Genomic DNA, 7826 nt, shown 5'->3' with positions numbered 1-7826 from the left:
GATGTTCAGCCTTGCCGTCATCGACAAGCTCACTACCGGCGACCTCAACGACGGCAAATTCGTCGCAGGCACCGGCACGATCACCGGCGACGGCGAGGTCGGCTCCATCGGCGGGATCACCCACAAGATCCTGGCGGCCGCAGAAGCCGGGGCCACGGTGTTCTTGGTGCCTGCCGATAACTGCGAGGAGGCCAAGTCCGCGCACGAGGACGGTGTGGAATTGGTCAAGGTGGACAACCTCGGCCAGGCGGTCGACGCGTTGAACACACTTTCCGCTGGTGGCGAACCTCCCCGTTGTTGAGAAATAGCCGTGGGGCGAGTGCGTAGAGTTGTGGCACGTCACATCAGACGTTCGAGAACCCAAGACTGGAGTTAACAAGTGGGTATGCGGCCCGCGGCGAGAATGCCGAAGCTGACACGACGTAGCCGGATTCTGATCGCGGTCGGGGTGGCCGCCGGGCTGTTGCTGTTGATAGGACCGCGGTTCGTCGACGCCTACGTGGACTGGCTGTGGTTCGGCGAACTGGGCTACCGCTCCGTGTTCACCACCGTGCTGGTGACCCGGCTCGTCGTGTTTCTCGTGGTGTCGCTGCTGATCGGCGCCGTCGTATTCGCCGGCCTGGCGCTGGCCTACCGTTCGCGCCCGGTGTTCGTGCCGACGAATGGCCCCAATGACCCGGTTGCGCGTTACCGCACCGCGGTGATGGCTCGGCTGCGGCTGATCGGCATTGGCGTCCCGGCCGTGATCGGCGTATTCGCCGGCGTCATCGCGCAGAACTACTGGGAGCCCATTCAGCTGTTCATCCACGGCGGCGACTTCGGGATCACCGACCCGCAGTTCGGTCAGGACCTCGGCTTCTACGCCTTCGACCTGCCGTTCTACCGGCTGGTCCTGATGTACCTCTTCTGGGCGACGTTCCTCGCGTTCATCGCCAACCTGGTCGGGCACTATCTGTTCGGCGGCATCCGGCTGTCCGGGCGCGCCGGTGCGCTGACCCGGTCGGCACGCATCCAGCTGATCACGATGGTCGGCGTTCTGATGCTGCTGAAGGCCCTCGCGTACTGGCTGGACCGCTACGAGCTCCTGAGCCACACCCGCGGTGGCAAGCCGTTCACCGGTGCCGGCTACACCGACATCAATGCTGTGCTGCCGGCCAAGCTCATCCTGATGGCCATCGCCGTGATCTGCGCGGCGGCAGTGTTCTCCGCGATTGTGTTGCGCGACTTGCGGATTCCAGCGATCGGCGTGGTGCTGCTGCTGTTGTCGTCGCTGGTCGTCGGCGCCGGTTGGCCCCTGGTCGTCGAACAGATCAGTGTCAAACCCAATGCGGCGCAAAAGGAAAGCGAATACATCAGCCGAAGTATCGCCGCGACCAGGCAGGCCTATGGCCTTACCGACGCTGTGGTCACCTACCGCAATTACGGCGGCGATACCCCGGCGACCGCCCAGCAGGTAGCCGCCGATCGGGCGACCACGTCCAACATCAGGTTGCTCGACCCGAACATCGTCAGTCCGGCGTTCACCCAGTTCCAGCAGGGCAAGAACTTCTACTACTTTTCCGACCAGCTGAACATCGACCGCTACCGCGACCGCGACGGCAACCTGCGTGACTATGTCGTTGCCGCACGCGAACTCAACCCCGACAGGTTGATCGACAACCAACGCAACTGGCAGAACCGCCACACCGTCTACACCCACGGCAACGGGTTCATCGCATCGCCTGCCAACACCGTGCGGGGTGTCGCCAACGACCCCAACCAGAACGGCGGGTACCCGGAGTTCCTCGCCAGCGTGGTCGGCGCCAATGGCGGCGTGGTGTCCCCGGGGCCTGCCCCTCTGGAGCAGCCGCGCATCTACTTCGGCCCGGTCATCGCCGACACGTCGGACGACTACGCGATCGTCGGCAGGAGCGGTGCCGATCGCGAATACGACTACGAAACCAACACGGAGACCAAGAACTACACCTACACGGGTAGCGGCGGCGTGCCGATCGGCAATGCGCTCGCTCGCTCGGTGTTCGGCGCCAAGTTCGCGGAATGGAACTTTTTGTTCACCGATGCGATCGGGGACAACAGCAAGATCCTCTTCAACCGCGACCCCGCCGAGCGAGTGAAGGCAGTGGCGCCGTGGCTTGACACCGACACGACCGTCTACCCGGCGATCGTCAACAAGAGGATGGTGTGGATAGTCGACGGCTACACCACCCTGGACAACTATCCGTACTCGGAGTTGACGACGCTGTCGTCGGCGACGGCGGATTCCAGCGCGGTGGCGGTCAACCGGCTGCAACCCGACAAGCAGGTGTCCTACATCCGCAACTCGGTGAAGGCGACCGTCGATGCGTATGACGGCAAGGTCACGCTCTACGCGCAGGACGAGCAGGATCCGGTGCTGCAGACGTGGATGAAGGTCTTTCCGGGCACGGTCAAGCCCAAGAGTGACATCACGCCGGAGTTGCAGGAACACCTGCGCTACCCAGAAGACCTGTTCAAGGTGCAACGCGCGCTGCTGGCCAAGTACCACGTCAACGATCCGGTGACGTTCTTCTCCACCTCGGACTTCTGGGATGTCCCACAGGATCCCAACCCGACGGCAAGCAGCTTCCAGCCGCCGTACTACATCGTCGCTAAAGACCTTGCGTCCGAAGATAATTCGGCGTCGTTCCAGTTGACCAGTGCGATGAACCGGTTCCGTCGCGACTTCCTGGCTGCATATATCAGCGCGAGTTCCGACCCCGACACCTACGGCAACATCACGGTGTTGACGATTCCCGGTCAGGTCAACGGCCCGAAGCTGGCGTTCAACGCGATAAGCACCGACACGGCGGTCAGCCAAGACCTGGGTGTCATCGGTCGCGACAACCAGAACCGGATCCGGTGGGGCAATCTGCTCACGCTGCCGGTGGCCCAGGGTGGCTTGCTCTATGTCACACCGGTCTACGCCTCACCGGGTGCCAGCGACGCGGCCTCGTCCTACCCGCGCCTGATCCGCGTGGCGATGATGTACAACGACAGGGTCGGGTACGGCCCAACCGTGCGTGACGCGCTGACCGAGCTGTTCGGACCCGGCGCCGATGCGACCGCCACCGGTCCGGCGCCGGTGGTGGGGGGCAACGGGCAACCGCCTGCCGCGCAGCCCCCGGCCGACGGTCAGCCGCCAGCGGCGCAACCGCCCCAGGAACGGACCGGCCAGGCTCCTGAAGTGCCTGCGGCCGTTCCGCCGGGACCCGGTGGTCCTGTGCAGCTGTCGCCGGCGAAAGCCGCAGCGCTGCAAGAGGTCAACGCTGCGCTGGATGCGATGCGCGAAGCGCAGACCGGCGGCAAGTTCTCCGACTACGGAGAGGCCCTGCAGCGGCTCGACGACGCGGTGAAGAAGTACCAGACAACTCGCTAGGCAGCCATCCGCGAGCATGCGTTCGCGGCCGCGGCCCAGGCGATTTGGTGGACGGCCTTGTCCTTCGGTAACCTAACGTTCACCCGACGCGGGGTGGAGCAGCTCGGTAGCTCGCTGGGCTCATAACCCAGAGGTCGCAGGTTCAAATCCTGTCCCCGCTACCAAACGGAACGGCCGCCAGCATCTGCTGGCGGCCGCTTTCATTTGTGAACGTGTGAACGAGCGAGCAAGACCTTCGCTGCCGACCCTCCCCACAACGGCAGAGGCCGCCGTCCTGGCCAGACTGGTACTCAGCTGACGGTTTCGGGCGCACAATTGAGGTGTCCGTCTGAAACCTGGGGAGCCGCGATGAGCGAGCAACTGTACGACGTTTTCGGCGAGATCTTCCAGCGGTACTTCAGGCCCGCCATCGACTCATATCCGCGGATGGGTGGAGCACTCGTCGAGAGGTTGCTCACGTTGACTGACGACGTCCCGGATCGATTGGCACAGACCCGGCGCGCCGCAATCGCATGGGGCAAAGCCGAGACCCCGAACGCCAGGATCACCTCGGAACTCTTCGTGATCACCCAACACGGACTTGTGTATGCCGCCGGGTTGAACGAGTCGCGCCGGGCGCTGTATTACCTGGCCACGCCGCCCGCGCTGTTCGATGCGTTCGTCGATCAGGTCGAGACCGCCGAACTGCGTGAGGGCGCGGTAGTCGTGGTGGACAGCCGGTTCGGCCGCGACCTCTCATCCGCTCATCCGATGGACGCCGCGCTGCGTCGGATACTCGCTGAGCACCTGGCGCTCCGGGTGGATCTGCCCGTGTAGCTGTCTCTTCGCCGCGGTCTTCTTGGCGGGCGTTTCTCCGTCGGCGTCGTCGCGGCCGCAGCGCCGCGCCCGCCACCGAGGAGTCGTGGCAGTTCTTCGCCGGCCATGCATTGGGCGCCGTGCTGCGGCTCGACGACGTAGAGCGTCTGGAGCGCCAATGTCGTTGCAGGCAAGGGTGTCACGCACCCGCTTCGTTTTGTCAGTCGGTGGTGGTCTCCGTGATCGTTTCGTACCCCTTCCGTCGTGCTTGAGGAACATGAATCGTGCGCGTCCTGGGTGGCCTTCGCCGGCGGGCGCAGGTACGCGGCTGCTCCCGCATAACCGGCTGCACGCGCCTCGTCCGCTGCGGCTTCATGTGGCATCTCTCAGGCTGCCCGTGCGGCCCTGTGCGCGTCCAACGCGGCTACCCGTAGCGCCTTGGTCCGGGTGCCCCAGCTGCGTACCTACGCGCCTCGTCGAGCGCGGCCCGTGCGCGCGGATGATCCGCACAGTCGCGCTCGAATATCGTCAACGCGGGCTCCGCGCAGGCCATGGCATATCCGGTGATCGCGCGTAGTTCAACCATGCTGAGCTCGATGATCAGATTCTCGTCGGCCACAACGCCATCCTTGCCCGGTCCGCAGCGTCAAGCGCATCGAAGTCGCGCCAGTGGGCCGACTTCTTTCGGGTCTTGATCAAATGATCTAATATCAGATCGTGCGATCAGAAACGTCCCCGCGGACGTTCACCGGATCCGCGCGCAGAGCGCAGATTGTCGGGTGCGCGATCGAGGTGATCGCAGAGATCGGATGGGCCCAAACGTCCATCCGCAAGATCGCCGACCGGGTCGGGGTCGCGATGAGCGCGGTGCTGTACCACTTCGGGACCAAGGACAACCTGGTCGACGCGATCATCGAGCAGATGTACCGCTCAGCGTTGGCCGTGGTCGTCCCGGCGGTGGACGCCGAAGCGACGCAGGCGGCCAAGCTGAATGCCTACATCAGGGCGAGCGTGGAGTACTTCGACACGCACAGGATCCACTTGGCTGCGTTAACCCAGATCGGCTCGAGTTACCAACCCAGTGACGGGCGCCGCTTCGACGAGCTTGGGCTCAGTCCCGAACTGAGCCAGGAGCTGGCCGCATTGGACCCCACCGCGATCCTGCGCGTTGGACAAGACACAGGCGAATTCGGCGACTTCCCTGTCGATTCGATGGCGATCGCGTTGCGTGGTGCCGTCAACGCCGTGGTGGAAAAGATCCTGCGCGATCCCGACTTCGATGCACGTGGCTACGCCGAGGATCTGGTCGAGATCTTCGGTCGAGCACTGCGACGGAAGCGATGAGCACGATCGTTATCGTCGCGGTCGGCAGCCGCGGCGACGTCGCCCCGCTGACCGGTGTGGGGGTGCGTCTGCGACGGGCCGGCCATCAAGTGGTCATCGCCGCCTACACGCCGTTCGCTGGCCTGATCACCCAGTGCGGCTTGGATTTTCGCGAGCTGCCCGCGGACCTCCCTTCAGCCGCCGATGGCCTGCTTCGCCAATCCGCCTAGGAGGTACCTTCCCAGCCGTAGACCCCGAACTGGCCAACGCTCTCAGCCTTCTTCGGCCCGGCGAGCGCGGGCGCGTCGCTTGCCCTCGTGCATGGCGGCCACGCGGGCCACCGGGATGGTTCGGCCGTGCTCGATGAGGTCGTCGGGCAGCCGCTGTGGTGCGGGCATCGACGTGGCCCACGGGTCGCCTCCGGAAAGTGCATCGATCGCCGTGTGAACCGTGAAGTCGCCGGGCGTGATTCGGTCGAGGTCTGACCATTCCACCGGAAAGGACACCGGTGTGCCCGGGCGCAGCCGCGGGCTGTATGCAGCAGCGACTGTCGCGCCGCCGGCTCGGGTCGAGTCGATGAATACCTTGCCGCCACGGTCTTCCACGATGAACGCCGTTGTCGCCAGGTCGGGATCGAGCGCCTCGGCACGGGCAGCGAGCGCGCGTGTGGCGCCGGCAACGTCCTCGACTGGTGCGCTATCGTCGATCGGCACAAATACGTGAACGCCCTTGGCGCCGCTGGTTTTAACCGTGCCTGCCAGGCCGCTGTCCGTCAGCGCACGGCGAACGAGGTGTGCAGCGGCGACCACGGCGGCGAAGTCGGCGCCGGCGGGAGGGTCGAGGTCGAGCACGAGGTGCGTCGGTCGATAGATGTTCGTCGCAAGGCCAAGCGTCGGGTGGTATTCGACGGCGCGTTGGTTGGCTAGCCACAGCAGCGTCCGGCGGTCGTCGCAGAGTGCATAGCGTACTTCGCGCTTGGACGCTTCAGCCCATATCGACGCTGTCCGCACCCAGTCGGGGGTGTACTTCGAAACGTTCTTTTGCATGAAGGGCGCTTGTCCGCGCAACACGCGAAGGACGGTCAGGGGCCGACCGGCGAGTCCGGGCAGCATCCGATCGGCCACCGCATCGAGATAGTCGACGAGATCGCGCTTCGTGGCACCGGCATCGGGACTCAAAGGCTGGTCGAGGTTGGTGAGTTTGACCCCTTCGCGCTGTTCGCCCTTAGCCGGATCACCTTCAGCGCTCATGCCCTCACGATAGAACCGGGTGATTTATATCCATCGACATCTATATAGACAGTAGATAATATAGTGGCATGATCGGAACCACCTGGAACGTCACTCAGTCCGAACAGGCGGCACGCCTGCCGTGCGATGACCTGATGCCTGGCGCTGTGCGTCTGGACCGTGCCATCTCCGTCGACGCGCCGGTCTCGATCGTCTTCGCGTGGTTGTGCCAGTTGCGTGTCGCGCCGTACAGCTACGACCTGCTGGACAACACCGGGCGCCGCAGCCCGCGCACGCGGTCGGCCGAACTGACCGAACTCGCCGTCGGGCAGCCGTTCGTCCGCATCTTCGGCCTCGCGCATATCTTCGAGCTCGCCGCGTTCGCCCGCGATGAGCACATCACTCTGCGGCCGCGCGCCGACAGCGTGATGTCACGGCTCTCCTCGGTGAGCAATACCTACGCGGTGCGGCCGGACGGCAATGGCACCCGGCTGCACGTGCGTGTGCTGTTCGAGGGCCCGTGGCTGCTGGGTCAAACACTCGCGCTGGTCAATCTGCTGATGATGCGTAAGCAGTTGCGCGTTCTCAAGAGGCTCGCCCAACGTGACGCGCTGACCGCGGTTTGACAAGATGACGCGCGTGGCCGAGCGCGTCAGGTTCTCCAGCAGCACAGGACCCGCCTTGGCGGGTCTCGTCGATCTGCCGGAGGGCGAGGTGCGCGGCTGGGGTGTCTTCGCCCACGGCTTTACCCTCGGCAAGGAGTCGCCTGCCGCAAGCCGAATCTGCAAGCAGCTCGCCAGCGAGGGCATCGGCATGCTCCGCTTCGACAACCTCGGGCTTGGTGACTCCGAGGGCGACTGGGGCGACGGCTCGTTCTCCCACAAGGTCGCCGACACCGTCCGGGCGGTGGAATACATGAACACGTCCGGCCGTGAGGTGCGGCTGCTCGTCGGGCACTCGTTCGGGGGTTCGGCCGTGATCGCCGCGGCCCATGAGTGTCCGACGGTCGACGCGGTGGCCAGCATCGGGGCGCCGTACGAACCTGCGCACGTCGAACACAATTACGACGCGTTGTGCGAGCGGAT

The 7826-nt window shown here is 64.9% G+C and carries 8 protein-coding genes, 1 tRNA gene and 1 pseudogene; 8 read left to right on the top strand and 2 right to left on the bottom strand.

The annotated features are described in order from the left end of the window. From VFH65_RS25315 to VFH65_RS25300, 4 genes are all read left to right on the top strand, one after another. A partial coding sequence (locus tag VFH65_RS25315; RefSeq protein WP_353325290.1) for a S16 family serine protease occupies window positions 1-301 on the top strand: 301 nt, incomplete at its 5' end. A 78-nt stretch (window positions 302-379) separates the two neighbouring features. Beyond that, the gene (locus tag VFH65_RS25310; protein WP_353325288.1) at window positions 380-3394 is read left to right on the top strand and encodes a UPF0182 family protein; all 3015 of its coding nucleotides are present in this window, start codon (window positions 380-382) and stop codon (window positions 3392-3394) included. 87 nt (window positions 3395-3481) lie between these two features. After that, window positions 3482-3558: transfer RNA gene (locus VFH65_RS25305), tRNA-Met, on the top strand. Window positions 3559-3742: 184 nt separating this feature from the next. Continuing rightward, entirely contained in the window at window positions 3743-4210 is a 468-nt protein-coding gene (locus tag VFH65_RS25300; RefSeq protein ID WP_353325286.1) for a glucose-6-phosphate dehydrogenase, read from the top strand. A gap of 403 nt (window positions 4211-4613) precedes the next feature. Here VFH65_RS25300 and VFH65_RS25295 read toward each other — a convergent pair whose 3' ends face one another. After that, window positions 4614-4808 (bottom strand): putative immunity protein, encoded by a 195-nt coding sequence (locus VFH65_RS25295; RefSeq protein ID WP_353325284.1) that lies wholly within the window; start codon window positions 4806-4808, stop codon window positions 4614-4616. Window positions 4809-4903: 95 nt separating this feature from the next. On the opposite strand from VFH65_RS25295, the gene VFH65_RS25290 reads away from it, so the two are divergent. Continuing rightward, complete coding sequence (locus VFH65_RS25290) at window positions 4904-5533, top strand: TetR/AcrR family transcriptional regulator (RefSeq protein ID WP_353325292.1); 630 nt, start codon at window positions 4904-4906, stop codon at window positions 5531-5533. Then, a pseudogene (locus VFH65_RS25285) lies at window positions 5530-5718 on the top strand (glycosyltransferase); the annotation flags it as partial. The gene VFH65_RS25290 and the pseudogene VFH65_RS25285, both read left to right, overlap by 4 nt. A 66-nt stretch (window positions 5719-5784) precedes the next feature. On the opposite strand, the gene VFH65_RS25280 reads toward VFH65_RS25285, so the two are convergent. After that, complete coding sequence (locus VFH65_RS25280; protein ID WP_353325282.1) at window positions 5785-6762, bottom strand: DNA polymerase domain-containing protein; 978 nt, start codon at window positions 6760-6762, stop codon at window positions 5785-5787. Window positions 6763-6830: 68 nt separating this feature from the next. Here VFH65_RS25280 and VFH65_RS25275 point away from each other — a divergent pair, with 68 nt between their 5' ends. Together VFH65_RS25275 and VFH65_RS25270 are read left to right on the top strand one after the other, a co-directional pair. Continuing rightward, a complete protein-coding gene (locus tag VFH65_RS25275; protein ID WP_353325280.1) occupies window positions 6831-7367 on the top strand; it encodes a hypothetical protein in 537 nt (178 codons plus the stop codon). A gap of 13 nt (window positions 7368-7380) precedes the next feature. Beyond that, window positions 7381-7826, top strand: a 446-nt coding sequence (locus VFH65_RS25270) for an alpha/beta hydrolase family protein (RefSeq protein WP_353325278.1), incomplete at its 3' end; no start/stop codon positions are given.

Source organism: Mycobacterium sp. (assembly GCF_035697385.1).
Lineage (GTDB): Bacteria > Actinomycetota > Actinomycetes > Mycobacteriales > Mycobacteriaceae > Mycobacterium.
Note: the sequence above shows the minus strand (reverse complement) of the source record. Positions and strands in the feature narration are given on the sequence as shown.